Genomic DNA, 26,929 nt, shown 5'->3' with positions numbered 1-26,929 from the left:
AAACTGTCCGTATCCGGACAATAGAAAAACAAGAAAATATGCCTGTGTCCGGGCAAAAGAATCGCGGGGCACGCATGTCAGCAACGCTAGAAGATGATCGATCATGCAAATAACATCGGCCGGTGCGGTCATATTGCAAACGCAAGTTATGCCATTAACTCAGCTTGTCGAGGAAAATATATCTCTAAAATATGCATAAACACCAAAAAGAATGTAAAAAATAAAATAAAACATACAATACGCACAAAAAATGATTACGTTTTTTAAGCATAAAATCAATAGACGATTGTAAATAAATATACTATAATTCATATTAAATCAATCAACTAATGCTGTTATGCATATGCTGGAGATTGGTTCAGTGTTTCTACCAACTACTGCAAAGAGTTGACTACATAATCCTATGTGGTGACTCTTTTTTTGTTTGCCTAAAAAGAGTTTTATTTGAGGACCCTTCTTAGGCTAATTTTTTTTATAGGGAGGAGGAATTTTTCATAATAAGAGCCGAACTGCATAGATGGCAGAATTGCAAAATGTGAAAGTGAGGTTATACTTATGGAAAAAAGGGATAGTTTTTTTGAAAGATTTTTTGGGATTTCACAAAGTGGTTCTACAATGAAGATTGAAGTTTTAGCGGGAATAACAACATTTATTACAATCGCTTATATTCTCATTCTGAATCCACAGATTTTAGCAGACCCATATGTAATTATGGGAGATACTGTTATGGCAGGAAAGATTTCCAATGGTGTATTTATTGGTACTTGTATTGGTGCATTTATTGGAACAATATTATGTGCTCTGTATGCTAAGGTTCCGTTTGCACAGGCTCCAGGAATGGGACTGAATGCATTTTTTGCTTATACCGTTGTATTAGCTATGGGATATACCTATAATCAGGTATTAGTAATTGTATTCATATCTGGTATTTTCTTTATTGTTATTACAGCAGTTGGACTTAGAGAAGCAATCATCCGTTCAATTCCGGATGCTGTAAAAATGGCGATAACGCCAGGAATTGGTTTATTTATTACGATTATCGGATTGAAAAATTCCGGATTAGTTGTAGGAAATTCAGCAACACTTGTAAGCATGGTAGACTTTGCACAGTGGAGAAGTGAAGGTGGAGATGTTTCATTAATTTGTGGAGCACTTGTTGCACTGATCGGTCTGATTGTAATTGGTGTTTTAAATGCACGTAATGTAAAAGGTTCTATTATCATTGGTATTTTAGTAGCAACTGCAGCAGGAATTCCTTTGGGAGTTACAAAATTATCTTCTTTTGACATGAATCTGGGCGCAAAATTCAGTGATTTTGCAGAAGTATCATTATTTAAAATGGACTTTGCAGGTTTATTCGCAGGGGAAAATCTAGTGAGCACAATCTTTACAGTAGTAATGCTTGTACTTAGTTTTTCCTTAGTTAATATGTTTGATTCTATTGGAACTTTGATGGGTGCTGCAAGACAATCTGGTATGATTGATGAGAATGGAGAAATCATTCACATGAAAGAAGCATTGATGTCAGATGCGATTTCAACAGCAGCAGGTGCTATGGTTGGTACATCTACAGTTACAACAGTAGTAGAATCCAGTGCAGGTATTGCTGCAGGTGGAAGAACAGGTATGACAAGTTTAGTAACAGCAGTAATGTTTCTTGCTTCAATCATATTTGCACCAATAGTAAGTATCGTACCGGGTCAGGCAACAGCTCCGGCTCTGATTTTTGTAGGTATTCTGATGCTTAGTAATATTAAAGAAGTTGATTTCAGTGAAATGTCAAATGCATTGCCAGCATTCTGTACAGTTGTATTTATGCCATTTACATATTCTATCGCAAATGGTGTAGCAGTTGGATTGATCACATATTGCTTTATGAAACTGTTTACAGGTAAAGCTCGTGAAATCAAAGCTTTGACATGGATTATTTCAATTATATTTATCTTACGATATGCCTTTATGACATTGGGATAAAGCAGAAGGATTTTATTGTAGGAGGTTTAGTAGATAATGAATGAAAAAACAGATCTTAGAGCTTTAAAGGGGCAGATTGTATATTCTGAATCTTCGAATAAATTAAAGATTTGCGAAAATGGATATCTTGTATATGAAGCAAATAAAATCGAGGGAGTGTATCCGATACTTCCGGAAGAATATAAAGGAATACCGGTAGAGGATTATGGAGACAGAATCATCGTTCCTGGATTTGTAGATTTACACGTACATGCACCACAATATGCTTTCCGTGGATTAGGTATGGATATGGAGCTTTTAGACTGGCTGGAGACAAATACTTTTCCAGAGGAGTCAAAGTATAAAGACACAATTTATGCTCAAAAAGCTTATCAGATGTTTGTAGATAATCTGAAGAAAAGTGCAACAACCAGAGCATGTATATTTGCAACGATTCATAAAGAATCAACGATTTTATTGATGGATATGCTTGAAAAAGCAGGACTTGCTACGATGGTTGGTAAGGTAAATATGGATCGCAATTCACCGGATTATCTGAGAGAAGAAACAGAAGAAAGTGTAAACGAAACAATCTCTTGGCTTGAAGAAGTACAAAAGAAACAGTATCAACATACAAGACCGATTTTGACTCCTCGATTTATACCGAGTTGTACAGATGAACTTATGCATAAGTTGAAAGATATTCAAGTAAAATATCAGATTCCGGTACAGTCGCATCTTTCAGAAAATTATGGAGAGATTGCATGGGTACAGGAATTATGTCCAGAATCAGAATTTTATGGAGATGCATATGATCAGTTTGGGCTGTTTGGAAGAGACAGCAAGACGGTTATGGCTCATTGCGTACATTCAGATGAAAATGAGATCAGAAGGATGAAGGAAAATGGTGTGTTTATCGCACACTGCCCGGAATCTAATACAAATTTGTCATCAGGAGTGGCACCTATCAGACAATATTTGAAAGAAGGAATGCATGTAGGATTAGGAAGTGATGTGGCTGCCGGATCTACGGAAAATATGTTTGTAGCTATGAGGTATGCAGTTCAGGCGTCAAAGTTACGTTGGAGATTGAAAGATGAAAAATTAACCCAATTAACTATGCCAGAAGTATTTTATATGGCTACAAAAGGAGGCGGAGAATTTTTTGGTAAAGTAGGAAGTTTCGAAGCAGGATACGAAATGGATGCGGTAGTGCTCGATGATAAACGATTGATTCATCCACAGGAGATGAATGTGGAACAGCGTTTAGAACGAATGATTTATTTGGCGGATGAACGAGAAGTTTATGCTAAATATGTAGCAGGAGAAAAAGTAGCTGATTAAAAAAGAGCTTCTCTATAATTAACGAAAGATTGGAGCTCGATAATAAAGATTTCTTGCAAGAGGCAGGACCCCAAATCTGCCTCTTGTGGGAATATACCCGTTTTACCTCTTGGATTAGTATTTAATTAATGCAAATCCAAGAGGTTTATTTTTGGTACTTTTCTAAGACGGAATCAACACACATGCACAAGTGACAAGCCATTTTTTATCCCCATTTTCAAAGACTTCATAAAAGGAACAATTCAACATTTCTGAAACGGGAACGCCCTCAACAACAGCCATTTCATCATTACAGTAACGGAATACAAAGTCTACACCATGTCCATCCGCATCAAATACAAGCTCAATAATACAAAAAGCAAGTGGCATATCATTGAGAAAGCTACAGTTATCAAGTGTCCTGATTTATGGTATCTTCCAGATTGTGTAAATTTTGGAAAAGAGAGTGAGTAATATACCATGTTATGGCAACAGAAATACAAATCACAAGACAACAAGTAAAACTGAGTTTATCTGTATGAAAAATATGCTTGACGCAATATATTGTCTGAATTTATAATAAAAAAGTATAAATCATACGAAAATATGGTTGAGAGGAAGAAACGGCGATGAAAAAGGAATATTTGGACAAGATTGCGGAATATGGACAGTTGATTGTTGTTTCGGGACCGTCTGGTGTGGGGAATAAGACGGTTTTGAGAGAGTATTTGCAGGATCATGAACAGGCGTGTGTCAGTGTATCTGTGACAACGAGAAGACAGAGAGAGCATGAAATAGACGGAAAAGACTATTGGTTTGTGTCTGTACCGGAATTTGAGCGAATGGTTCGTATGGGTGAGATGTTGGAATATACATATGTGAATGGTAATGCTTACGGAACAACGAAGAAAAGTGTAGAGGAAGCGCGTGCAAAAGGGAAAAATGTAATTCTGGATGTGGACACAATCGGAGCAATGAAAATTCGTGCACTTTGTCCGGATGCTACACTGATTTACATTTTGCCGCCATCTTGGGATGAATTAAAGAGCCGGCTGTCTAGCACTGGAATTTATAACGAAGAAGAAGTGAATGCTTTAATGGAAATAGCAGAAGAAGAGATTTCATGTGCCAATAGTTATGATTATATTTTAGTCAATGATACAATTTCAAATACTTTGAGTCGTTTCGCACAGATTATTCATAGTAATCGCTATAGCCGTAACTGCATGAAAGAATTTCTTGATAGTTACATAGACGGAGAAGTGAAGCCTCATGTTCAGTCATACAAAGAGGCATTGCTGTAAATTTTAAGAAGCAAGGTTGAACATACATCTGATTAGAAAAGCTGGAGTACCATTACTCCAGCTCCTTTTTGTTTGAATATAATTTCCGGTACTGGCGTGGTGACATTCCCACCTTCTTATTGAAAATCTGTGAAAAATAAGACTGTGAAGAAAACCCTGCACTGGAGGCAATCTGTGTGACGGAGAAATTGGAAGTCGTTAAAAGTTCTTTACACGCTTCAATTCTTCTGTCTGTTAGATAGTTGATCGGAGACTGCCCAATACATTCTGTAAAGGAATGTGCCAGATAAAATTTATTGATATGTGTGATCTCGGCTAAAGAGTCCAAAGTAATATTTTTGGAATAATTTATATCAATATACCGTTTGGCAAGTGCACATTCTTTAGAAAGCTGAAACGAAGAGTTTGTGATAACGGACAGATTTTGCTTTCTGGAAATATATACCAGAAGAACTTCCAGTAATCCATGACAGACTTTTTCAAAACCTGGTTTTTTATCCTGAAATTCATGCATCATCAGCTGTGCGAAATTAATAAACTGATTTTTGTCGGATCCGTAGCTGTAGTAGCTGTATCCTTTCGGATTCTCCTGATCTGGATGAATAAAAGAAAAGGCAAGTCCTTCGACGCCGAAAACAATATATTCCATTGGGTTATTCGGAAGTGTCTTCTCAGTGTGTTCCACATATGGATTGATGATCATTAAATCATCTGTTTTTACGGAAACTTTCTCATCTTCTATATAAAAGACACCTTCACCACGCAGAACATAGAAAAGCTCTGAAAACTGATGTGTATGCGGAAGGGAGTGCCAGTCTCCTTCATATTTGGAGATGGAAATATAGCGAAGCTGAAAGTCTGCCCTGTCGTTATTGGCAGAGCCAAGATTGATAAATTCATTACTCATAAGTAAATAACCTCATAATAAATGTTAATGTCTTATTCAAATTTTAAAAATTGATTGAATTTTATATAAAAAATACAAAAAAGCAATAATTTTAAAATTGATTCGTAAAAAAGACGGAAATATGAAAAAATAAAGAAATTGCTTGAATATATTATACATAAAAAATCAAGGAAAAACAGTATTTTAGTAATAAAAAGCAAAAAACATAACAAACCGAGCAACAAAGAAATTGATAGCGTTTGTCGAAATTGTTATACTTTAGCCATCAAATAGAAGACAATATAAAAGTTATTTGGGGGGAATCATATTGATGACAGGAAGATTGACGCTGCCGACAGATGCAGATGTTATTGACGAGACATTACGATTAAAGAATCTCTTGGGAGCAGATGCGTTGAGAGATTGTGACGGAACAGAGATGCCAAAAGAACTTCTGTCAGAGCCGGTTAAGAAATATGCAACTTATTATACAACAAGAAAAGATAATGAGTGGGCGAGCGCGAATCCGGAAGAGATCCAGCAGGAATATTTGATCAGTAACCGTGTGACAGCAAGAGGCGAAACACTTCGTATTCGCTTAATGGAAGGATTTCACACAGAGCAGCTGAAAGTAAATACGTTAGATGATCCAAAACGTTGGTGGGAAGTGATCGACCGTACAACAGGAGAGATTGTTCCTACAGATAAATGGGAGTTTGATGAAGCTTCAGGAGAGGTTGAGATTCAGACAAAACCGTATCATGAGTATACAGTAAGTTTCCTGGCATTCCTTATCTGGGATCCGGTACATATGTATAATTTCATTACAAATGATTGGCAGGATACACCACATCAGTTGACATATGATGTAAGACAGCCGAAGACACAGAAGTATGTAAAGGAAAAGCTGAAAAGATGGTGTGAAGAGAATCCGAATATAGATGTTGTTCGATTTACAACATTTTTCCATCAGTTTACATTAACTTTTGATGATCAGAAGAGAGAGAAGTACGTTGAGTGGTTCGGATACAGTGCAAGTGTAAGCCCATATATTTTAGAGAAGTTTGAGAAATGGGCAGGATATAAATTCCGTCCGGAATTTATCGTAGATCAGGGATATCACAACAGTATGTTCCGCGTACCGAGCAAAGAGTTCCGTGATTTTATTGAATTCCAGCAGATTGAAGTTTGTGCACTTGCGAAAGAGCTGGTTGATATTGTTCATTCTTATGGAAAAGAAGCTATGATGTTCCTTGGAGATCACTGGATCGGAACAGAGCCTTATGGTAAATACTTTGCAAGCATCGGGTTGGATGCAGTTGTAGGTTCTGTCGGAAGTGGTGTGACACTTCGTATGATTTCTGATATCAAGGGCGTTGATTATACAGAGGGCCGTCTCTTACCATACTTCTTCCCGGATGTATTCTGCGAAGGCGGAGATCCGATCGGGGAAGCGAGAGACAATTGGAGAAAGGCAAGACGTGCACTTCTTCGTTCACCATTAGACAGAATTGGATACGGCGGATACTTAAAACTCGCGAGCAACTGGCCGGGATTCATTGATGAGATCCAGAATGTTGTTACAGAGTTCCGTCAGATTCATGAGAATATGCAGGGAACGCCTTCCTATGTAGCACCATTTAAGGTTGCGATCCTCAACTGTTGGGGAGGACTGAGAAAGTGGATGTCCAATCAGGTACATCACGCAATTTGGCACAGAGAGACTTATTCAGCAGAGGGTGTGCTTGAGTGCTTAAGTGGTATGCCATTCGAAGTTGAATTTATTTCCTTTGATGACGTGAAGAAAGGTATTCCGGAAGACATTGGAGTAATCATCAATGTAGGTGATGCATATACAGCATTTAGTGGAGCTGAAAACTGGATCGATGAAGAAGTTGTAACAAATATTCGTCGCTTTGTTGACGAGGGAGGCGGATTCATCGGAGTTGGTGAACCGACAGCATACCAGCATCAGGGAAGATTCTTCCAGCTATCAGATGTACTTGGCGTAGATCGTGAGATGTGCTTCTCACTTAATACAGATAAGTATAATGAATTAGATGCAAACCACTTTATTTTAGAGGATATTGAAGGAGAAATAGATTTTGGTGAGGGAACAAGCCGTGTCTATGCACAGGGCAAGAATTATCAGATCCTTGCAATGGATGGAGAGTACAGCCAGATGGTTGTTAATGAATATGGAAAAGGGCATAGCGTATACTTTGCAGGTCTTCCATATTCTCCACAGAACTGTAGAATTCTTCTTCGTGCTATTTACTATGCAGCAGGCATGGAAAAAGAGATGAAGCATTACTATGTAACAAATGTTGATACAGAAGTAACTGTATTCCCGAAGAGTAAGAAGATCGCAGTTATTAATAACTCATCAGAAGCGCGACACACAGATGTATATATCAATGGCAACTGTGTATATGAACTGGATTTAGAGCCAGGCGAGATGCGTTGGGTAGATGATGTTGAATAAAGATAACTTATGAAACGCAAGGAATGCATTTCATATTTTATAAAGCAGTACTTTTAAATGTATAAGGAGGACAAAAACTATGAAAAAGAAAGTATTGAGCGCACTTTTAGTAGCAGCAATGTCAGTATCTGTACTTGCAGGATGCGGAAGCAAATCTGACAACAACACTGATGCAAAGAATGATGCATCACAGGAAAACACACTGAGCGTATGGTGCTGGGATCCTAACTTCAACGTTTATGCAATGAAACAGGCAGAGGCAATCTACCAGAAAGATCACCCGGATTTCAAACTGGATATTCAGGAAAAAGTATATTCAGATATTGAGACAGCTCTGATCACAGCAGCTGAAGCTGATGATTACAGCACATTACCGGACATCTTCCTGATGCAGGATTATTCCTTCCATAAGAACGTAGCAAACTATCCTGGAATCTTTACAGAACTTACAGATTCAGGAATCACTTTCTCAGATTTCTCTGCAGGAAAGTTAGCTGACTCTACAGTAGACGGAAAGAACTATGGCGTTCCATTTGATAACGGTGCTACAATCATGGCAATCCGTAAAGACATGGTTGAGGCAGCCGGACTTACAGTAGATGATTTCAAAGACACAACATGGTCAGATTTCATGGAAAAAGCTAAAAAAGTAGTTGAGACAAACAACGTTCCAATGCTTACAAGCTCAGGCGGATCTGAGATTATCATTGAGATGCTTCAGTCAGCAGGTGCTTCTCCGATGGTAGACGGAAAAGTTGACTTAGTTAATAACAAAGCTCTCAAGAAAGCAATCGAGACATACAAACAGCTCATTGATGAAGGAATCATGGTTGATTATACTGACTGGGATCAGTACATTGCTTCTATGAACAAGGGAACAGCAGCTGGTGTTATCCAGGGATGCTGGATCATGTCTTCTATCCAGGCAGCTGATGATCAGGCTGGAAACTGGTCTATCGTAAACATGCCTAAACTTGATGATGTTGATGGTGCTACAAACTACGCAAACTGTGGTGGAGCAAGCTGGGCAGTATCTTCTAACTGCAAGAACACAGACCTTGCATATGACTTCCTTAAGACAACATTCGGCGGAAGCGTAGAGTTATATGATGACCTTCTTCCAAACGCTGGAGCAATCGCAAGTTACTTACCGGCGGCTGAGTCAGATGTTTACAATGAGACATCTGATTTCTACGCTGGACAGGCTGTATACAAAGACATCGTAGACTTCGCTGGAAAGGTTCCTGGAATCGATTATGGCGCATACTACTCAGATGTCAGAAGTGCATTAACAGATGCAATCACTAATGTTGTTCAGAATGGCGCTGATATTGACAGCGAGATCAAGAAAGCTCAGGATACAGTAGAATTTAATATTGGTGAGTAATCATCAAAGATTAAAAACAGGACGTACCGGGAGTGCAGTATTGCGTTCCCGGTTCTGTTTTAGGAGAATAATATGGAAAAAAAGAAAACAAAATTAACTTTAGAGAAAAAGCATAATCTTACCGGATGGGTTTTTCTTCTTCCGGCAGCGATTTTAATATTCGTATTTTGTTTTTATCCAATGGCACAGGCACTTCTGTTGTCTTTTAGAAAGACAGGAGGAACATTTACCGGTTTATCAAATTATGCCAGAGTTTTCCAGGATAAAACATTTCAGCAATGCTTATTTAATACGTTCTTTTACTTTTTGATCCAGGTTCCGATCATGCTTGTTTTAGCACTAATCCTGGCACAGCTTTTGAATAGCCCAAAGATCAGAGGTAAAGGTATTTTTCGTACTTTGATTTTCCTTCCGTGTGCAACATCTCTTGTATCTTATTCTATGATATTTAAATCCTTGTTTGCTCCGGACGGAGTTGTGAACAGAGTACTTACAGGAATTGGTTTATCTTCTGTTGACTGGTTTCAGAGTACATGGCCGGCACGCTGGGTAATCGTTATCGCCCTGATCTGGAGATGGACAGGATACAATATGGTATTCTATCTTGCAGGATTACAGAATATTGATTATTCCGTATATGAGGCAAGTTATATCGACGGGGCAACACCATTTAAACAGTTTACAAAAATTACGATTCCGCTTCTAAAGCCGACGATCCTTATGACAGCGATTATGTCAACTTCAGGAACACTGCAGTTGTTTGATGAGTCTATGAACCTGACTGCCGGAGGACCTGGTAAGTCAACAATGACATTGGCACATTACATTTACAATATCTCCTTTGTGGAGACACCGAAATTTAATTATGCAGCAGCATTGTCTGTATGTATTCTTGTAATGGTAGCAATTCTGTCTGCAATTCAGATGAAAGTAGGTGACAAACGTGACTAAAATGAAATCAATAGTTTCCTATGCAGTTTTAATTATTGCAAGTTTTCTCTCTGCATTCCCACTGTACTACATGCTTTGTGGAGCAACAAATACAAGTATTGATGTTGTAAGGGGAAGACTGTATCCGGGTACTTATCTGGCAGAGAACTTTAAGACGCTGGTAGGCATGCAGAATCTTGGACTGGCAATGTTCAATTCATTCCGTAATGCAATTATTATTACATTTGTAGCATTACTCGTGTGTTCAATCGCCGGATACGGATTCGAGATTTATCACGATAAAGGGAAAGACATTTTAATGAATATTTTGCTTCTTGCAATGATGCTTCCTTTTGTAGCGATTATGATTCCATTGTTTAAGATGTTTACATCATGGGGATTGGTTAATACATGGATCGCGCTTGCACTTCCAACTATTTCAACACCATTTATGATCATGCTGTTCAGACAGGCAGCCCGTTCTTTTCCACATGATATTATTGAAGCGGCAAGACTTGAGGGATTAAGTGAAGTGCAGATTTTCTTTAAGATGTTTATTCCTGTCATGAAATCTACTTATGGAGCAGCAATGACAGTAACTTTTATGAATGCATGGAACAATTACTTATGGCCAACGATCATTTTACAGGACAGCAAAGCAATCACTATGCCGATGCTTGTAGCGAACCTGAAGAGTGGTTATAGTGTTGACTATGGTATGCTGATGCTTGGTGTATTGATTTGTACACTTCCGACTGCAATCATCTTCCTGTGCTTACAGAAGAGCTTTGCAAACGGAATTACAGGAGCGGTAAAATAATGCAGCAAAAGTATTGTATAAAACAGGAATGTTTAAGGAAGGCGCAAGGTGCCTTCCTTTTAGCACATAAAATGGGATTGCTTGAGGATCCTTCTATGGAGGGACTTGAAGCAAGAAGACAGAATCATAATGAAAAGCTGAAGATGATGGAGCAGGAGGAGAAGCTGTTCTATGGACCACGTTATTTTTCAGCACCAGCGTATTTGCAGTATGAGCTGACAAGACTGAAACTGGATTTTGTCCAGCCAAGTGAGGCGGTTCGAAGCACAGGTCTGTGTCCGGATGTCACAGAGCAGGAGAAGAAAGAATTTTACGAAAAAAATATGGATTTATTCGGTCGATATTTCGGAGATCTCTTTACTTATGAAGAGGTAGAACAGATTATTGAAAAAAGATTACGGGAGGATGCATATGACAAGCTTATCGAAGACGTATTACGTGAGTTCGAAGACAGGAAATGATTCGAACGATGGACTGACAAGCGAAAGTGCATTCGCAAGTCTTTTTGCAATCAATCAGAGAAGTCTGCAGCCGGGAGATCATGTATTACTTGAGCGTGGGAGCGTCTTTTGCGGACAGTATCTTCAGGTAACAGATAGCGGAAGAGAAGATGCACCGATCGTGATCGGTGCTTACGGAGAAGGCGATGCGCCGCGTATTGAGGCTTGTGGGCAGGGAATCTGGTATCAGAATTATGGAGCCCCATTAGATTCACCAACTCATGTATATCGCGGGTATGTATCTTCCGCAGTTCTACTGTATGATGCAGAATATATCATCGTAGAAGATCTGGAGATCACAAACGAAGCAGACAAAATTATCGGCGAGTACTATTCCCTTGGAGATAAGATGAATCGCACAGGTGTTGCTGTTGTAGCAAAAGACAAAGGTGTACGACACGGTATCACACTGCGTAATCTGCTGATCCATGATGTGAATGGTAATGTGTACGATAAGCATATGAATAACGGTGGTATCTATATGACAGCACTTCAGCCGGAAGATGAAGAGATTACAGGAGTTGCCCATTATAAAGATGTCACGGTTGAAGGATGCTTTGTGTATCAGGTGAGCCGTTGGGGAATTGCTGTCGGTTACACTTATGCACATGAGAAGTTCCAGGGAGCAGAACTGGACGAGGAGATCTTCTTGAAGTACGGACATGAGAAGATACGAATCTGCGATAATTATGTAAAGGCAGCAGGTGGTGACGGTATTACAGCCATGTATGCACTTCGTCCACTGGTGGAACATAATATGACAGATTCGATTGCCTGTGAGATAAATGATCGTATTTACTGTGAGCCGGGTAATCGATTGGGTAAGGTGGCAGCGGCTATCTGGCCTTGGAAGTGTAAGGATGCACTGTTCCGGTATAATGAGAGTGTTGACACAAGACTAAATCAGGACGGTATGGCATATGATGCAGATTCCGGTGATGGAACCGTTTATGAATATAATTACAGCAGACAGAATGAAGGTGGATGCGTGATGTTCTGCCTGCAGGAAGCAATTCATAATACGTTCCGCAATAATGTGAGTTTTGATGACCTTGGGGGAACGATCAGCCCGGCAGAGAACCCGGATGCACTGATCAAAGATAATACTTTCTATGTAAGAAAAGGCGTTCCGTTCGTTCGTAAAAATATGGACGGCGGTAATTACACGCTGGTGGACAATCAGGTTTTTGAATTATAGAGGACTTTCAATGGACGTGATGTTTACAAACAGTTAAGTCAAACAAAAGATATCTCGGAAAATAAAAGCTTTACATTATAAAAAGTGTTATGATAAACTGAATATCAAATTGAAAATTTGCGGTGTAGGAGATTCCTTACACCGCATCTGTGTTTTAGAAAGTAGAGGAATGAATATGCCAATAGGAGTTATTATCAATGCCCTGTCGGTTGCAGCCGGCGGTGTGATCGGGGCATTATTTGGGCACAAGCTGCCTGCAAAAATTAATTCGGAACTTACCAAGATATTTGGTGTCTGCTCAATGGGAATGGGAGTTAGTTCCATTGGACTTATGAAAAATATGCCTGCTGTTATTTTTGCAGTGATAATTGGAACTGCCTTTGGTCTGGCAGTCAATCTGGGCGGAATTATTAATGGCGGAGCGACCTGCATGGAGAAACCGGTGGGAAAACTCTTCCCAAATAAGAACAAATCCATGTCCAGAGAAGAGTATATGTCAATGCTTGTGACGATCATCGTATTGTTTTGTGCCAGTGGGACAGGGATTTATGGTTCACTGGATTCCGGAATGAGCGGTGATCATACAATTTTGATTTCGAAGTCGATTCTGGATTTCTTTACTGCGATGATTTTTGGAGGAACATTAGGTATGGTGGTTGCTGCAGTTGCAATTCCGCAGTGTGTGATCTTCCTTATTATATTCGCAGCAGCAAAATTTATCTTCCCACTGACCACGCCGGATATGATTGCCGACTTCAAGGCATGTGGAGGCTTCCTGCTTCTTGCAACTGGTTTCCGGATCGCAAAGATTCACGATTTTCCAGTCGCAGACATGATCCCAGCCATGGTGCTTGTGATGCCGGTGAGCTGGTTCTGGGTAAATATGATCGTACCGATGCTATAAAGTAGAAGAAATGTATCATTCTATATTTCAGCATGTTCCAATATATAATTCTTAAAATTCGTAACAACAGGTGCCTGATAAACATTCTTCAAAGTTGCCATGTAGAAGAGTCTTTCCCAGGACGGAGTTGCAATCTCTATGATTGAAACCGGTAAAGAGGAAAGAATCGGCATTCGCGGCACAACTGCGATGCCGAATCCGGCACTGACTAATCCGGCAACACCCTGATCTTCTTCCATTGAGTAAGCAATCTGAGGGTATCCGCCACATTTTTCAAATAACTTGTCAATTACATGTCTTAAACCGCTTCGCTTAGAGAAAACGATGTGCGGATACGTAAGCGCTTCTTTTAGATCAATCGAAGTTTTCCCGTCCAAAGGATGTCCTTCCGGTACGATCAGTACAAGCTCTTGTTTTGCGACCGGAATAAACTCAACGAGCGGTTCATTGTCCATCTTGGAACAAAATGCGATGTCGTATTTTCGCTCTTTTAATCCCTGGATCATGTCGGATGTGAGTCCGGTTGAACTATGAAAATAAAAATCGATTTTTTTGTTAGGCGTGGAATCCAAAAAACCTTTTACAAAGTTCGGAACAACTGCACTGCTGAGCGTACGGAGTTCAACAATATCGATGCGGCCTTCCCCAAATCCGGTCATCTGCAGTTTATTGATGCTTGAATCCAGCATATCCAAAGCCTGTTCCACATCGACAAGAAAAGCCTGTCCACATTTTGTGAGGACAACGTTACGTCCATCTTTTTCAAAGAGTTTTACTCCGAGCTCACTTTCCAGAGATGAGATTGCATGACTTAAGCTTGGTTGAGTGATAGAAAGAATCTCCGCAGCCTTTGTGTAGTGTTCTAGATGAGCGAGAGTAACAAAATATCTAAGATGATAGAGATTCATAAAGTCTGGTACCTTCCTTATAAAAATTTGTATCTTCCCATTTAATCAGGTTCATTTTATATCTATTTGGTAACTGTTCAGAGCCAAGCAAAATTTCATAAAACAGATGTAAAATGCTTGCATTTTTAAGACTGTTTTTGAAATTTTATTTGGCGGATACGCCACACCGACGAAATGCGTAGCATTTTGGAGGTTGGCTCTGAACAGTTACTCTATTTGAGAGATAAATACGCAATAATGCTTATTGATAATAATATCGTAACACGAAGTGTAAATAAAATCTATAAACAAAATGCATGGATCGTGATAGAATTACCAATTTGTCATTTATTTAACAAACAGATATAATAAAAATAGAAAAAAACAACAAGATTGAACAGAAAAATCCAATGGATTATATTCAATTTTTACAATGGAGGAAGAATTATGTCAAAGAAAAACCCAATCACAGTAAGTTCATGGACACTTGGAGATCAGTGCAAATTTGAAGATCGTGTAATCGCTGCAAAGGAAGCAGGATATGAAGGAATCGGTCTTCGCGCAGAGACTTATGTTGATGCATTGAATGAAGGACTTCATGATGAAGACATTCTTGCAATTCTTGACAAACATGATATGAAAGTAACAGAGGTAGAGTACATTGTTCAGTGGTGTGAGGAACATCGTTCTTATGAGCAGAAATACAAAGAGCAGATGTGTTTCCATATGTGCGAACTCTTTGGAGTAGGCCACATCAACTGTGGACTGATGGAAAATTATTCTGTTGAGTACACAGCACAGAAATTAAAAGAACTTTGCCAGAGAGCAGGAAAATACATCATTGGTGTTGAGCCGATGCCATACAGCGGAATTCCGGATCTTAAGAAAGGTTGGGAAGTTGTAAAAGCTTCTGGATGCGACAACGCAATGCTCATTCTTGATACATGGCACTGGGTAAGAGCAGATCAGCCATACGATATCCTTACACCGGAGATTGCCAAGAAAGTTATTTCTATCCAGATTAATGATGCTTATAAAAGACCATATGCAGCACCTATTTTAAGAGATGAGTCTATGCATGATCGTCTTGCACCGGGAACAGGAGCAAAAGATACAGCAGGATTTGTTAAGATGATTAAAGACGCAGGAGTTGATCCGAAGGTTGTTGGTGTAGAAGTTATTTCTGATGCAATCCTTGGAAAAGGACTGAAAGAAGCAGCTGCTTATACATATGAAAACACAGAGAAAGTATTAAAAGAAGTTTGGCCAGAGTTGGTAGACTAATTTGAAAAACAGATGATGCCAAAGAGAGAGGTAAAATGATGAAATTCAAAAATATGTTTTCTCCGATTCAGATTGGACCTATGACTGTTAAAAATCGTTTTGTGGTTCCACCGATGGGAAATAATTTCGCAAATTCAGACGGAACATGGAGTGACGAATCTGTGGCTTACTATGGTGAGCGTGCAAAAGGTCAGTTTGGTCTGATCACAATTGAAGCGACTGTAGTACATAAAGGAGCGAAGGGCGGTCCTAAGAAACCATGTCTTTATGATGACAACAGCATTGAAAGTCTGAAGAAAATCACAGATGCCTGTCATGCAGAAGGTGCAAAGGTATCTATCCAGCTTCAGAATGCAGGACCGGAAGGAAATGCAAAGAATGCAGGAGCACCGATCCAGGCAGCTACAGCAATCGCATCAGCAGATGGAAGAGACATTCCTGAAGAAGTATCTACAGAAAAAGTGTATGAGCTTGTAAAAGGATATGGTGAAGCAGCAGAACGTGCAATGAAAGGTGGAGCAGATGCAGTAGAGATCCATATGGCGCACGGCTATCTTGTAAATTCATTTATGTCACCAAGAACAAATAAGCGTGTCGATGAGTTTGGCGGAAACTTTGAGAACAGAATGAGATTTTCACGTCTCATCATTGAAGAAGTAAAGAAGAAAACAGAAGGAAAGATTGCTGTTCTTGCACGTATTAACAGTACAGAAGACATGTTTGGCGGACTTGATAATCACGATATGTGTGCAGTTGCTTCTTATTTAGAAGATTGCGGGATTGATGGTCTTCACGTATCCCGTGCAGTACATTTAAAAGATGAGTATATGTGGGCTCCGACAGGAATTCACGGCGGATTCTCAGCAGAGCTTGTTGCAAATATCAAGAAATGTGTTTCTATTCCGGTTATTACAGTCGGAAGATATACAGAACCACAGTTTGCAGAACAGATCATTAAAATGGGAAATGCAGATTTAGTAGCATTTGGACGTCAGTCACTTGCAGATCCGCACACACCACAGAAAGCAATGGAAGAAAGACTGGAAGATCTTACACCATGTATCGCCTGTCTTCAGGGCTGTGTTGCTAATATGTATGCAGGTAAACCAATCTGTTGTCTTGTAAATCCAGTACTCGGACATGAAAAAGAAGGACTTCCGAAGGCTGAGAAGGCGAAAAAAGTTTACGTGATCGGTGGTGGTGTGGCAGGTATGTGTGCTGCATTTACAGCGAAGAGACGCGGACATGATGTAACATTATTTGAAGCTACAGATAAGCTTGGCGGTAATATGAGACTGGCTGCATATCCACCAGGAAAAGGTGATATCACAGGTATGATCAGAAGTTACATTGTAAAATGTGAAAAAGCCGGAGTTAATATCAAGATGAATACAAAAGTAACTGCACAGATGTTGAAAGAAGATACACCGGATGCAGTGATCCTTGCAACAGGAGCTGAGACTTTAGTACTTCCATTTATCAAAGGTATTGAAAATCCGGATATCGTCTATGGTGTTGACTGCCTGGAAGGAACACGCTCGGTAGGACATAAAGTCTTAGTTGTTGGTGGCGGTATGGTAGGTGCAGAGACAGCAGACTTCTTAGCAGAACAGGGACATGAAGTAGCCATTATCGAAATGAGAGACGCGATCGGACCGGATGTGATCCATGAGCACAGAATGTTTCTTATGGAAGCATTTGAGAAATATGGCATCAAACAGATTACAAGTGCAGCTGTATCAGAGATCTTCTCAGATGGCGTAAGTTACAAAAATGCAGCAGATAAATCAGACGAGACGATCTACGAGGCAAGAGGATTCGACACAGTTGTTCTCTCTATGGGATTCAGCTCACGTTATACACACCGTGATGGACAGAATGTAGTTTATGACTTTGCAGAAGAATTAAAAGACATCGTACCAGAAGTCCACATGGTAGGTGACGCAGTAAGAGCACGCCGTGCACTGGATGCCACAAAAGAAGCATATGAGGTTGCATTGAATTTATAAATGAAATTATATCAGGAGGATTAGAATCATGGAAAAAAGAATTTCTGGACACACAGGCTTAATGGGATTATTTGGATCACCGGTTGGACATTCAGGATCACCGGCAATGTACAACTTCAGTTTCCAGCATGACGGATTAGATTATGCATATCTGGCATTTGATGTAACAGAGGAAGAAATGCCAAAAGCATTTGAGGCAATTCGTTTATTCAACATGCGCGCTGGTAACTTTACAATGCCATGTAAAAATATTGCAGCAAAGTTAGTTGACAAACTTTCTCCGGCAGCAGAGATCATCGGAGCATGTAACGCATTTGTAAATGATAATGGTGTGATCACAGGATACATTACAGATGGTGTTGGATTTGTTAAAAATCTCGAGATCAATGGTGTATCTGTAAAAGATAAAAAGATTGTTGTCCTTGGTGCCGGTGGAGCCGCTACAGCTATTCAGGTTCAGTTAGCATTGGACGGAGCAAAAGAAGTTAACATTTTCAATATAAAAGATAAATTCTACGAAAGAGCAGAAGGAACAAAGGCTAAATTAGCAGAGAAGTGTCCGGACTGTGTTGTTACTGTAGAGGATCTTGCTGATAAGGCTAAACTGGAAGAAGAAATTAAAACTTGTGATATTCTTATCAATACAACGATTATGGGAATGAAACCACACGAGGATGTAACTCTGGTTGACAAATCTTTATTCCGTAAGGATCTTGTTGTTGCAGATACTGTATACAATCCAGAGAAGACAAAGATGATCCTTGAAGCAGAAGAAGCAGGATGTAAAGCAATCGGTGGCGCAGGAATGCTTCTGCAGCAGGGGGCAGTTAACTACGAACTGTTTGTTGGAAAAGAGATGCCACTTGCTGAGTATCAGGAATTTCAGAAGGCTCAGGCAAAATAATTACATTCACAAAAGGAGAATGATGGAATGAGAGCAAAGAAATATTTGTGGTCTATCCTTTGTGTATATTTTTGCTATTTAACACATGGTATCCAGGCTATCATTTTAAGTCAGAACAACGTAAACTTTGCAAAACAGTGGGGATTCAATATGGCAGACCCACAGTCAGCAGCATATGCAGCAGGTCTTGCAGCGGTAAGTACAGCAGTTGCATGGACAGGCTTTGGTAAATTCGTCAGCGTCTGGATTGGTGGAGAGATTTCGGATCATGTAGGACGTAAAAAATTAATGATCGGTGGAGCAGCATTATATATTCTATGCTTCCTTGGATTCTTATTTACAAAAAGTGCATTAGTTGCTTCTGTATGTGGATTTGTTTCAGGAGTTGCAACATCCGGTTTCTGGGATGCATCAGGATATCCGGCTGTACAGGAAGCTTATCCGGCAGCACCTGGATCTGCACTGATCGGGATCAAATTTTTTGTTTCTGTTTCCGGTATGATTTATCCATTCATGGTTGTTCATAATGCAAACAGCGGAAACTGGAAATTAAATGTTATTATCCCGCTTGTAATGTCAGTTGTTTGTCTGGTACTTGCAATTATTGCACCGTTTGCTTATGATGATCAGAAGAAAGCGTCAGAAGGAAAGAAAGACAAATCCGATAATGCAGTGCAGGCAGCAATGCTTGTAAAGCCAAATAAATTTATCGTATTTCTTGTAATGTTTTATGCGTTCCTTTGCATGGCGATCATGTATGGCGCACAGCAGTATACAAAAGCATTTGGACTTTCCGTATGTGGACTTTCCGAGATTCAGGCAGCAGGTATGACTTCTATTTATACAATCGGGTCTATCTGTGCAGTACTTTTCTGGGCGTTCATGATGGCAAAATTAAAATGGAACCCGTTAAAGGTTGTCCTTATTGATTCTATCTGTACAGCAGTGGCACTTGCGGGTGTACTGTTTATCCATCAGGTAGCAATCATTTACATCGCTATCGCAATGTTGGGATTCTTCGCAGCAGGAGGTGCTCTTCAGACAGGTCTTGCAGTTGTTCAGTTATTTAACCCAGGACCGAAGGGGAGAAATACTGGTATTTATTACACATTTATGGGTGCGGCAAGCTACCTGATCCCAGTAGTGGCAGCACAGCTTACAAAATCATCTGGTGAGGCAAGTGCAGTATACAGCCTCATGATCATGCTGTTAGTATTTGCAATCCTTGCTATTTTAAGTTCTCTCTACTTAGTAGCACAGCACAAAAAAATCTTCGGAAAAAGTGCATTATAGGAAGTAACATAGTAACAATCTCAATTCATACGAAAAAATGGACTGTTGTTCCAAAAGATGTTATCATCAAAAAGAATGCAGTCCTTTTTTTGAGATTAAATTGTTAAAAAATAGACACTTGTAAATCGAAAAATGAAGGAGAAGCTTAAAAGATGAGTCCGAAAAGAACAAGAAAAGCCAACGAACTTCCCTATATTCCACTCGGCCCATTTCAGTGGCGTATTCCGGGAATTCATTATAAATTAGAATATGTAGAATTTTTTCAAGGTCTGATCCTTGGCGCTACTGCGTTAAGTTCGATTCCGTATCTGACGGATAATCTTGGACTTCCGTATGAACTTGCATGGAGCTGCGTCATCATTGAAGTATTTATGTACATGCTTCATGGATGGTTAGGAGATCCGGTTGTCCCGGGATGGATCACACCGACATTACCATTTACACTGGCATATTTAAATGGATTCCCAAAAGGACCGGAGCGTATTCAGGCAATGATTGCATTGCAGCTGCTTGTTGCATTTGTATTTATATTTATGGGAATTACCAAGCTTGCAGATAAATTCGTGAATGGTGTGCCGAATTCAATCAAAGGCGGTATTCTGATTGCAGCACCGATTACAGTATTGCAAGGACAGCTCTCAGATGGAAGCCAGCTGATGACTGCGCCAATCGCAACACTTTCCGGTACATTGTTACTTGCGTTTTTGAGTTTTTCACCGTTCTGTGAAAAGAACAGAGAAAAATATAAAATATTGGATATCATGGCAAAATATGGAAACTTATTCCCATATCTGATTGCTATGTTAGCAGGAGTATTGCTTGGAGAATTGTCAAAACCGGTTCTCGAACTTGGAAGACTCATCCGAATTCCTGACTTTAGTAATATTTTCCACACAGTCAGTATTTTTGCAGTCGGATTTCCACCGATTTCAAAATTTATAAGTGCAATTCCGTTGGCGTTGATCTGTTATGTACTTGCGTTTGGAGATTTTGTTACATCACAGACGTTGGTAGAGGAAGCACAGGACAGTAGAAGTGACGAATATATTGACTTTAATTCAAGCAGATCAAACCTGATCAGTGGTCTTAGAAACCTGCTCCTTGCAATTTTTGCACCGTTCCCACCACTGGCAGGTCCGCTTTGGATTGGTATGACCGTATCTGTTGCAATGCGTTATAAAGAAGGAAAGAAAGTGATGAAATCGCTGATCGGTGGAATGAGTTCTTTCCGTATGGCAACATTCATCAGTGTTATTTTAGTGCCGATCGTGTCATTCATGAAACCAATCATGGGCGTGGGTTCTGCGATCACTTTGTTATTCCAGGCATATGTATGTGCAAGAATCGGTATGGATTATTGTAAGACGAGTACAGATAAAAGTATTGCCGGAGTAATGGCAGCAGTGCTTGCATTTAAAGGTTCCGGATGGGCTTTGCTTGTAGGTTTTGCAATGAACATTTTACTGTCTAATATGGAATTTCAGAAGAGGAAATTAGAGATTTCGGAGACAGAACAAAATTAATAAAAGAATTCAACAGGAGCAGTTAGTCTGGAAAATAGATTAGCTGCTTTTTGTGTAAAAAGCAGCCTTAAACAAACGTAAGCACCGCCTCTTTAATTTTCTGATAATGTGATTCAGAAATCACTATTTTCCCATGCTCGGTTGCAATCAGTCCCTCCTCGTACAGACAGTCTAAATGTCTGTATAGCGTACGAAGGCTGATGTTAAGTAGCTGAGCCAATTCTTCTTTTGTTGCTTTGACGATGACAGGAAATTTCTGATTTTCACAACATCGAAATAGATGAAGCAATAACCTGTCTTTTGTATTATTTAAAAGTAAATATTCATTTTCATTCAAAATTCGTTCAACTAATAAGGACAAATGCTTAAGGCTGAGCACTCCGAATTCAGGATCTCTTGAAAGTTGATCCAGATATGTTTGTATAGGAATACGAATATAGGAACAATCAGAAGCACAGCGAATCGTTGCTGTGTGTCTGTTTAATGTAGGATGTACAGCTTCAAATAAGCCGTAGATTTCTATAGGTTTGCAGGCTACGGCAGTCAATAATTTTCCGGAAGGACTGTATTTTTCAGAATAACAGGCGCCTTTTAAAAGTATATAGATATATTTCGAAGGCATATCATTATAAATAAGACAATCATTCTTGGAGGCATGCTCAATTTTTAGCCCTGCCTGATCAAGTAAATCTAAAAAAAATTTAGATTCTAAACTTTTTTCTAAAAATTCTTCTGCATATTCAACAATTTTTTTTAGATCTCCGGACATTTTTTGTTCCTTTCTTCTAGAAACATGCCAAATGGCATTTTTTTAAATTCCATCCTAATGATATCATAAAGGCCATAAGAGGACAATAAATTTCAACCGTTGTTTCAGTATTGAATTATTTGGGAGGTATTGCCATGTTAAACATTACTAATTTAAAAGAAACTGTGGAATCGATCATAACAAATAGTGCACTTACGCATGAGCAGGCTATGATCGCGTTATCGGATGTGCCATTGTCTTATGTGGAATTTTTCGAAACTACAAATGAGTTTAGAGAATTGTGTGAGGCGGGATGTTTGTGCAGAATGGCAGAAGGAAATGTCACATATCAACCGAGATATATTCTTCCGGATTATGAAAAATTAATGAGAGAAGGATGCAAATTCTTACGTTTGGATCCACCTAAAAATTTATTCGAAGCGATTCAGACATTGGAAATCTTTTATCGTCATGTCCCATCAGTTACACATTATCCGGTTTACCTGGGATCTGTAGATAAATTGCTGGAACCATTCATGGATGATGAGAATGCATATAAGCTGATCAAAAGCTTCCTGATCTTTTTAGACCGCTCAATTCCGGATTCTTATTGCCACATGAACTTAGGACCTGAAGCAACAAGGGCAGGTGAGATGATTGTTGAGATTGAAACAGAATTGAAAAATGCAATTCCTTCAATCACACTGCTTTATGATCCGGATATAACACCAGATGATTTTGCAGAAAAATGTGTGATCTGTGCATTGAATTGTGCGAAGCCAAGTTTTGCAAATCACAAAATGTATCGCAAGCTGTATGATGGCGCTTATGGAATTGCAAGTTGCTACAACGCTTTACCGATAGCAGGCGGCTCCTTTACATTATCTCGTGTTGTTTTAAGTAGACTGGCAGAACGTGCAAAAGACAGCGAGCATTTCCTGGAAGAGTTATTGCCGCGCGCAGTAAAAGAACTGTGTGGATATATTGAAAATAAAATCGAATTTTTGGTAGAAAAGAGTCATTTCTTTAAATCAAATTTCTTAGTACAAGAGGGATTTGTTAAGGTTGAAAATTTCACCGGCATGTTTGGTGTTGTCGGTATGAATGAGTGCGTAAACACATTGATGGAAAAAGAGCATAAATCTGACCGTTATGGATATAGCGAAGATGCAGATCAGCTGGCCATCCGAATCCTGGAAAAACTTCAGGAATGTGTAAACTCTTTTGAGAGTAAATATTGTGATTGCACGGAACATCATTTTCCATTACATGCTCAGGTTGGAATAGACAGTGACTATGATATCAGTCCGGGAGCACGTATTGCGATTGGATCGGAGCTTCCGCTGCATCAGCATTTACATCACTGTGCAAAAGTACATCATTTCTTCCCATCAGGCGTGGGTGATATTTTCCCGTTTGATGAAACCGCAAAAAGAAATCCGGATGCTATTTTAGATTTGATTAAGGGCGGATTTAAGGAAGGAATGCAGTATTTTTCAACCTATTCGTCTGATTCAGATGTTATTAGAATCACAGGATATCTGGTGAAAAAGTCGGATATTGCTAAATTAGACAATGGTATTGCAGTTCCTCAGGCAAATGCAAAATGGGGATATTACGAAGTGAAAAACAGTAAGATCTATGAAAGAAAGGTGCGGAGCTTAAATGGCGATCGTTAATAAAATTATTCATAGCAGTGTTGTAGACGGACCGGGAAACAGAGCAGCTGTTTTTTTACAAAAATGTAATTTTAAGTGTTCTTACTGTCACAATCCGGAGACAATCGGGCAGTGTGTTCAATGTGGTGCATGTGTCGAGAAGTGTCCAGCCAAAGCACTTTCCCTGAAAGACGGAAAGATTGTATGGGATGAAGATAAATGTTGTGAATGTGATACTTGTATCCATGTATGTCCTCATATGTCTTCGCCACGAGTGAAAGATTATACAGCGGAACAGATTATGGAACAGATTGCACCGGATCTTCCATATATAAGAGGAATTACGGTGTCAGGCGGTGAGTGTACACTGCAAAGAGATTTCCTGGCTGAGTTATTTTTATTAGCGAAGCAGCAAGGATTATCAACATTAATTGATAGTAATGGCAGTTATGATTTTTCACAGGATGCAGAGCTTATGAATGTTTGTGATGGTGTGATGTTGGATGTTAAAGCATTTGATTGCGATGCACATAAGAAATTAACCGGTATGAGTAATGAGCAGGTTCTGAAAAATGCAGTTTACTTAGCTGAACATGGAAAGCTTGAGGAGATTCGTACAGTTATAGTACCGGATCAACTGCCGAATGAAGATACTGTTTTTCAAATCACAAAATTGCTGAAGCCGTATTTAGATAAAAAACAAATTCGATATAAAATAATCGCTTATCGTCAGTTTGGAGTTCGTTCTCCATATGATCAGATTTTCAGGACTCCATCATCCAATGAAATGATGAAATACAAAAAAATCGCGGAGGATAATGGATTTGAAAATATTATTTTGATATAGTAAAAGGAGGGAAAAGATGAAGATTTGTATTGATTGCGATCCGGGTGTAGATGATTCTTTAGCTATATTATTTGCGCTGGCAAGACCGGATGTAGAAGTTGTTGGCATTTCTACAAGTGTTGGAAACGTGACAGCAAAGCAAGGCGCTGACAATGCGTTGAGAATCTTAAAATTAGCAGGAATGGAGCATAAGATTCCGGTATGTGTCGGGGCTGAACAACCGTTGAATGGAGATGAGGTTGATTTCCCGGAATTTATTCATGGGAAAAATGGAATCGGTAATGTTGAATTACCACCATCCGATCAAAAACCTGTTGATATGGATGTATGTGATTTTCTGTATCAGATTGCTTCTGAAAATGAAGGCGAACTGGTGTTAGTCACATTAGGACGAATGACCAATATTGCAAAAACAATCAAACGTTATCCGGATTTCGCCGGAAAGATTAAAAAGGTTGTGTCCATGGGCGGAACGGTTTTAGCTACAGGTAATGTTTCGCCTGTTGTTGAAGCTAATATCGGAGGAGATCCTGAGGCAGCCGACATAGTCGTTCAAACACCATGGGATATGACAATGGTAGGATTGGATGTGACATTAAAGACAATCTTAAGAAAAGAAGACTTAGAATATGCAGAAAAATATTGCAGAGAAGAGTGTAAAGAGCAGATTCATTTCTTAAGAGAAGAGATGAAATGGTATATGCAGGGCGCAAGACAGCAGAATTGGATGAGAGAATGTTGTCCGCTTCACGATCCGCTGGCAATGATCGTAGCGGTAGATCCAAGTGTGGTAAAGACACACAGATGTGTTACCAGAATAGAATGTGAAGGTGCATATTGTAAAGGAATGGTCGTAACAGACTTAAGAGAATATCCAATTGATGGAGAATATGTAAATCATTGTATGGAAGTTGATTCCAAAAAAGTTTTAGACACTTTGTTCGCGGCGTTTTATTAAAAAGTATTAAGAAGAAAGAAAACGTATTCTACGAGGAGGAAATAAAATGAGAAAGATGAAAAAATGGTTGGCACTTATGGTAGCAGGTATGATGACAGTAGGTTTAATGGGATGTTCAGGGTCATCAGATGAAGGAAAGAAAGAATCTGGTTCAGATAAAGCAGACATGAAAGCTGCTGTGGTTTTTGGCTTAGGCGGCCTGGGAGATCAGTCTTATAATGACCTTGCATATGAAGGTATGGAACGTGCAAAGGAAGAACTCGGCGTAGACTATGACTATGCTGAGCCAAAAGAAGTAACAGATTTTGAGACAATTCTTCGTGCGATGAGTGATTCAAACGAATATGAAGTAATCATTGGTGTTGGCTTTGATTCTGTAGATGCGTTAGCATCAGTAGCACCGGATTATCCGGATCAGAAATATGCTTCCATTGATTCATCTTTAGTAGGGGATAATATTGTAAGTTATTCCTGCAAAGAACAGGAAGGATCGTTCCTTGTAGGAGCGTTGGCAGCATATATGAAACAGGATGCAGCTACATATGGATTAGAAGATAATCATAAATATGGATTTGTAGGTGCACTTGAGAATGATATTATCAACCATTTTGCAGCAGGATATCGTGCAGGAATCGAGTATGTTGATTCTGATGCAGATGTAGCAATCCAGTATGTAGGCGGAGATAATCCGTTTGGTGATACAACAACTGCAAAAGAAATTGCAACGACTCAGAAGGGGAAAGGTTATGACATCATTTTCCATGCAGCGGGCGGATCAGGTCTTGGTGTGTTTGCAGCAGCTCAGGAATCTGATTTCATTGCAATCGGTGCAAACTCAAATCAGAATATCATAGATCCGGATCATATCGTAGCAAGTATGTTAAAACGTGTTGATGTTGCAGCATATGATATTGTAAAAGCAGCACTCGAAGGAGATCTTCAGGTTGGAAGCGAAAAGGTTTTAGGACTGGAAGATGAAGGAATTGGATATACATTAGATGGCAGCAATATTAAAGTTCCGGAAGATGTAGTAGAAAAATTAGAAGAGATAAAAGAGAAAATCATTGCTGGAGAAATTCAGGTTCCGGTAGAGCTGTAGGAAATAAGAAAAGAAGATGTTTGAAGTTT

At 39.3% G+C, this 26,929-nt stretch carries 23 protein-coding genes and 1 riboswitch; of the genes, 19 read left to right on the top strand and 4 right to left on the bottom strand.

Annotation, left to right across the window (positions count from 1 at the left end):
• Positions 1-317 precede the first annotated feature (317 nt).
• Positions 318-414: riboswitch (purine riboswitch) on the top strand.
• Positions 415-555: 141 nt separating this feature from the next.
• Together ACZ47Z_RS13985 and guaD are read left to right on the top strand one after the other, a co-directional pair.
• Positions 556-1,974, top strand: a complete 1,419-nt coding sequence (locus ACZ47Z_RS13985; RefSeq protein ID WP_464525672.1) for an NCS2 family permease — start codon at positions 556-558, stop codon at positions 1,972-1,974.
• Between the two features lie 36 nt (positions 1,975-2,010).
• Positions 2,011-3,297: a guanine deaminase gene (gene guaD / locus ACZ47Z_RS13980; RefSeq protein WP_464525671.1), complete on the top strand. Its 1,287-nt coding sequence runs from the start codon at positions 2,011-2,013 to the stop codon at positions 3,295-3,297.
• A 162-nt stretch (positions 3,298-3,459) separates the two neighbouring features.
• Here the strand turns inward: guaD and ACZ47Z_RS13975 are convergent, their stop codons facing one another.
• Positions 3,460-3,666, bottom strand: a complete 207-nt coding sequence (locus tag ACZ47Z_RS13975; protein ID WP_054753015.1) for a hypothetical protein — start codon at positions 3,664-3,666, stop codon at positions 3,460-3,462.
• 239 nt (positions 3,667-3,905) lie between these two features.
• Here ACZ47Z_RS13975 and gmk point away from each other — a divergent pair, with 239 nt between their 5' ends.
• On the top strand, positions 3,906-4,580 hold the full coding sequence (gene gmk / locus ACZ47Z_RS13970; protein ID WP_181986577.1) for a guanylate kinase: 675 nt from the start codon (positions 3,906-3,908) through the stop codon (positions 4,578-4,580).
• 52 nt (positions 4,581-4,632) lie between these two features.
• Here the strand turns inward: gmk and ACZ47Z_RS13965 are convergent, their stop codons facing one another.
• Positions 4,633-5,487: a helix-turn-helix domain-containing protein gene (locus ACZ47Z_RS13965; RefSeq protein ID WP_054753019.1), complete on the bottom strand. Its 855-nt coding sequence runs from the start codon at positions 5,485-5,487 to the stop codon at positions 4,633-4,635.
• Between the two features lie 310 nt (positions 5,488-5,797).
• Between ACZ47Z_RS13965 and gnpA the strand changes: the two genes are divergently transcribed.
• The 7 genes from gnpA to ACZ47Z_RS13930 all read left to right on the top strand — a co-directional run bounded on the left by gnpA (position 5,798) and on the right by ACZ47Z_RS13930 (position 13,690).
• Positions 5,798-7,951 (top strand): 1,3-beta-galactosyl-N-acetylhexosamine phosphorylase, encoded by a 2,154-nt coding sequence (gnpA, locus tag ACZ47Z_RS13960; RefSeq protein ID WP_464525670.1) that lies wholly within the window; start codon positions 5,798-5,800, stop codon positions 7,949-7,951.
• Positions 7,952-8,030: 79 nt separating this feature from the next.
• Positions 8,031-9,338 carry an ABC transporter substrate-binding protein gene (locus tag ACZ47Z_RS13955; protein ID WP_054753020.1) on the top strand — a complete coding sequence of 436 codons (1,308 nt, stop codon included), beginning with the start codon at positions 8,031-8,033 and terminating at the stop codon, positions 9,336-9,338.
• A 72-nt stretch (positions 9,339-9,410) separates the two neighbouring features.
• A complete protein-coding gene (locus ACZ47Z_RS13950; protein ID WP_464525669.1) occupies positions 9,411-10,289 on the top strand; it encodes a carbohydrate ABC transporter permease in 879 nt (292 codons plus the stop codon).
• Position 10,290: 1 nt separating this feature from the next.
• Positions 10,291-11,088, top strand: coding sequence for a carbohydrate ABC transporter permease (locus tag ACZ47Z_RS13945; RefSeq protein WP_464525668.1), 798 nt, complete (start codon positions 10,291-10,293; stop codon positions 11,086-11,088).
• 95 nt (positions 11,089-11,183) lie between these two features.
• Entirely contained in the window at positions 11,184-11,549 is a 366-nt protein-coding gene (locus ACZ47Z_RS13940) for a hypothetical protein (RefSeq protein WP_227159927.1), read from the top strand.
• A complete protein-coding gene (locus ACZ47Z_RS13935; RefSeq protein ID WP_464525667.1) occupies positions 11,500-12,786 on the top strand; it encodes a right-handed parallel beta-helix repeat-containing protein in 1,287 nt (428 codons plus the stop codon). Before ACZ47Z_RS13940 ends, ACZ47Z_RS13935 begins: the two co-directional genes overlap by 50 nt.
• 175 nt (positions 12,787-12,961) lie before the next feature.
• On the top strand, positions 12,962-13,690 hold the full coding sequence (locus ACZ47Z_RS13930; protein WP_055162980.1) for a DUF554 domain-containing protein: 729 nt from the start codon (positions 12,962-12,964) through the stop codon (positions 13,688-13,690).
• Positions 13,691-13,710: 20 nt separating this feature from the next.
• Here ACZ47Z_RS13930 and ACZ47Z_RS13925 read toward each other — a convergent pair whose 3' ends face one another.
• Entirely contained in the window at positions 13,711-14,598 is an 888-nt protein-coding gene (locus ACZ47Z_RS13925; protein WP_464525666.1) for a LysR family transcriptional regulator, read from the bottom strand.
• A gap of 426 nt (positions 14,599-15,024) precedes the next feature.
• Between ACZ47Z_RS13925 and ACZ47Z_RS13920 the strand changes: the two genes are divergently transcribed.
• The 5 genes from ACZ47Z_RS13920 (at position 15,025) to ACZ47Z_RS13900 (ending at position 21,590) form a co-directional block, all read left to right on the top strand.
• A complete protein-coding gene (locus ACZ47Z_RS13920; protein WP_054753024.1) occupies positions 15,025-15,861 on the top strand; it encodes a sugar phosphate isomerase/epimerase family protein in 837 nt (278 codons plus the stop codon).
• Positions 15,862-15,896: 35 nt separating this feature from the next.
• Entirely contained in the window at positions 15,897-17,870 is a 1,974-nt protein-coding gene (locus ACZ47Z_RS13915) for an FAD-dependent oxidoreductase (protein ID WP_464525665.1), read from the top strand.
• A gap of 28 nt (positions 17,871-17,898) precedes the next feature.
• A complete protein-coding gene (locus tag ACZ47Z_RS13910) occupies positions 17,899-18,774 on the top strand; it encodes a shikimate dehydrogenase (protein ID WP_054753027.1) in 876 nt (291 codons plus the stop codon).
• Between the two features lie 27 nt (positions 18,775-18,801).
• Complete coding sequence (locus ACZ47Z_RS13905; protein WP_226865839.1) at positions 18,802-20,067, top strand: MFS transporter; 1,266 nt, start codon at positions 18,802-18,804, stop codon at positions 20,065-20,067.
• 152 nt (positions 20,068-20,219) lie between these two features.
• On the top strand, positions 20,220-21,590 hold the full coding sequence (locus ACZ47Z_RS13900; protein ID WP_054753029.1) for a hypothetical protein: 1,371 nt from the start codon (positions 20,220-20,222) through the stop codon (positions 21,588-21,590).
• A 67-nt stretch (positions 21,591-21,657) separates the two neighbouring features.
• Here the strand turns inward: ACZ47Z_RS13900 and ACZ47Z_RS13895 are convergent, their stop codons facing one another.
• Positions 21,658-22,359, bottom strand: a complete 702-nt coding sequence (locus ACZ47Z_RS13895; protein ID WP_464525664.1) for a Crp/Fnr family transcriptional regulator — start codon at positions 22,357-22,359, stop codon at positions 21,658-21,660.
• Between the two features lie 134 nt (positions 22,360-22,493).
• Here ACZ47Z_RS13895 and ACZ47Z_RS13890 point away from each other — a divergent pair, with 134 nt between their 5' ends.
• From ACZ47Z_RS13890 to ACZ47Z_RS13875, 4 genes are read left to right on the top strand one after another with little or no spacing between them, the layout of a single operon-like run.
• Complete coding sequence (locus ACZ47Z_RS13890) at positions 22,494-24,017, top strand: YjjI family glycine radical enzyme (protein ID WP_464525663.1); 1,524 nt, start codon at positions 22,494-22,496, stop codon at positions 24,015-24,017.
• Entirely contained in the window at positions 24,004-24,843 is an 840-nt protein-coding gene (locus tag ACZ47Z_RS13885; protein WP_054753035.1) for a YjjW family glycine radical enzyme activase, read from the top strand. The genes ACZ47Z_RS13890 and ACZ47Z_RS13885 overlap by 14 nt, the downstream gene beginning before the upstream one ends.
• Positions 24,844-24,859: 16 nt before the next feature.
• Positions 24,860-25,801: a nucleoside hydrolase gene (locus tag ACZ47Z_RS13880; protein WP_055171635.1), complete on the top strand. Its 942-nt coding sequence runs from the start codon at positions 24,860-24,862 to the stop codon at positions 25,799-25,801.
• Between the two features lie 46 nt (positions 25,802-25,847).
• The gene (locus tag ACZ47Z_RS13875) at positions 25,848-26,900 is read left to right on the top strand and encodes a BMP family lipoprotein (protein WP_226865835.1); all 1,053 of its coding nucleotides are present in this window, start codon (positions 25,848-25,850) and stop codon (positions 26,898-26,900) included.
• The last annotated feature ends 29 nt before the right edge of the window (positions 26,901-26,929 follow it).

This window comes from Mediterraneibacter faecis, assembly GCF_055383675.1.
The sequence above is the reverse complement of the archived record's forward strand: the minus strand, read 5'-3'. Positions and strand labels throughout refer to the sequence as shown.

Excerpts from the sequence above, each read along its gene's own strand:
- ACZ47Z_RS13985 (WP_464525672.1), top strand. The coding sequence starts at position 556 with ATGGAAAAAAGGGATAGTTTTTTTGAAAGATTTTTTGGGATTTCACAA.
- guaD (WP_464525671.1), top strand. The coding sequence starts at position 2,011 with ATGAATGAAAAAACAGATCTTAGAGCTTTAAAGGGGCAGATTGTATAT.
- ACZ47Z_RS13975 (WP_054753015.1), bottom strand. The coding sequence starts at position 3,666 with ATGCCACTTGCTTTTTGTATTATTGAGCTTGTATTTGATGCGGATGGA.
- gmk (WP_181986577.1), top strand. The coding sequence starts at position 3,906 with ATGAAAAAGGAATATTTGGACAAGATTGCGGAATATGGACAGTTGATT.
- ACZ47Z_RS13965 (WP_054753019.1), bottom strand. The coding sequence starts at position 5,487 with ATGAGTAATGAATTTATCAATCTTGGCTCTGCCAATAACGACAGGGCA.
- gnpA (WP_464525670.1), top strand. The coding sequence starts at position 5,798 with ATGACAGGAAGATTGACGCTGCCGACAGATGCAGATGTTATTGACGAG.
- ACZ47Z_RS13955 (WP_054753020.1), top strand. The coding sequence starts at position 8,031 with ATGAAAAAGAAAGTATTGAGCGCACTTTTAGTAGCAGCAATGTCAGTA.
- ACZ47Z_RS13950 (WP_464525669.1), top strand. The coding sequence starts at position 9,411 with ATGGAAAAAAAGAAAACAAAATTAACTTTAGAGAAAAAGCATAATCTT.
- ACZ47Z_RS13945 (WP_464525668.1), top strand. The coding sequence starts at position 10,291 with ATGAAATCAATAGTTTCCTATGCAGTTTTAATTATTGCAAGTTTTCTC.
- ACZ47Z_RS13940 (WP_227159927.1), top strand. The coding sequence starts at position 11,184 with ATGGAGGGACTTGAAGCAAGAAGACAGAATCATAATGAAAAGCTGAAG.
- ACZ47Z_RS13935 (WP_464525667.1), top strand. The coding sequence starts at position 11,500 with ATGACAAGCTTATCGAAGACGTATTACGTGAGTTCGAAGACAGGAAAT.
- ACZ47Z_RS13930 (WP_055162980.1), top strand. The coding sequence starts at position 12,962 with ATGCCAATAGGAGTTATTATCAATGCCCTGTCGGTTGCAGCCGGCGGT.
- ACZ47Z_RS13925 (WP_464525666.1), bottom strand. The coding sequence starts at position 14,598 with ATGAATCTCTATCATCTTAGATATTTTGTTACTCTCGCTCATCTAGAA.
- ACZ47Z_RS13920 (WP_054753024.1), top strand. The coding sequence starts at position 15,025 with ATGTCAAAGAAAAACCCAATCACAGTAAGTTCATGGACACTTGGAGAT.
- ACZ47Z_RS13915 (WP_464525665.1), top strand. The coding sequence starts at position 15,897 with ATGATGAAATTCAAAAATATGTTTTCTCCGATTCAGATTGGACCTATG.
- ACZ47Z_RS13910 (WP_054753027.1), top strand. The coding sequence starts at position 17,899 with ATGGAAAAAAGAATTTCTGGACACACAGGCTTAATGGGATTATTTGGA.
- ACZ47Z_RS13905 (WP_226865839.1), top strand. The coding sequence starts at position 18,802 with ATGAGAGCAAAGAAATATTTGTGGTCTATCCTTTGTGTATATTTTTGC.
- ACZ47Z_RS13900 (WP_054753029.1), top strand. The coding sequence starts at position 20,220 with ATGAGTCCGAAAAGAACAAGAAAAGCCAACGAACTTCCCTATATTCCA.
- ACZ47Z_RS13895 (WP_464525664.1), bottom strand. The coding sequence starts at position 22,359 with ATGTCCGGAGATCTAAAAAAAATTGTTGAATATGCAGAAGAATTTTTA.
- ACZ47Z_RS13890 (WP_464525663.1), top strand. The coding sequence starts at position 22,494 with ATGTTAAACATTACTAATTTAAAAGAAACTGTGGAATCGATCATAACA.
- ACZ47Z_RS13885 (WP_054753035.1), top strand. The coding sequence starts at position 24,004 with ATGGCGATCGTTAATAAAATTATTCATAGCAGTGTTGTAGACGGACCG.
- ACZ47Z_RS13880 (WP_055171635.1), top strand. The coding sequence starts at position 24,860 with ATGAAGATTTGTATTGATTGCGATCCGGGTGTAGATGATTCTTTAGCT.
- ACZ47Z_RS13875 (WP_226865835.1), top strand. The coding sequence starts at position 25,848 with ATGAGAAAGATGAAAAAATGGTTGGCACTTATGGTAGCAGGTATGATG.